Here is a 544-nt window from a genome sequence, read left to right on the forward strand (position 1 = left end):
ACGCCCGAGGGCACGCCGGTCGGCCTGGACGGTCCGATGCCCGTGCACATCGCTCTGGTGTGCACGGGGCGGTGCCGTCCGTCGCCTGATCGGGTGTCCTTGGGCGCGCCGTCCGATCGCCACGGCGGCAGCGTCGTGGCGAGTCGTCTTCCGGGTTGTGCTGGTGAGGGGTTTTTGCCAGTGCTGGGCGCCCCATTTGGAGGTGTAGGCCGGGTCGACCGCGATGATGGTGATGCCGGTCTGGTCGGCCATGGCGGTGAGCCGGGCGCGGAGCCTGCCGGTGGGCATGCCCGAGATCAGCTGCCGGAACCGTGGAACCGTTTGCGGCGGTCGTGCTTCTCGCGGGTCTTCTCCGCGGCGAAGTCCAGGTCTTCCACCGCGGAGAGCTTTCACTCCGCAGGTTCTGGCCCAGTGCAGCAGCCGGGTGAGGGCGTGGCGGACCTGGGCATCACGGTGATCGGCTGTGCCTGTGAGGTCGTAGAAGAAGCGGCGCGGGGTCCCGGTCGGGTTGCCGTGGGCGTCGAGACGCCAGGCGGCGAGGTGG

The 544-nt window shown here is 70.2% G+C and carries 1 pseudogene; it reads right to left on the reverse strand.

Annotated features, from left to right (window positions below):
* A pseudogene (locus IG08_RS55520) lies at positions 1–544 on the reverse strand (IS200/IS605 family accessory protein TnpB-related protein); the annotation flags it as partial.

The sequence above is a fragment of the Streptomyces fulvoviolaceus genome, assembly GCF_000718165.1.
GTDB lineage: Bacteria > Actinomycetota > Actinomycetes > Streptomycetales > Streptomycetaceae > Streptomyces > Streptomyces fulvoviolaceus.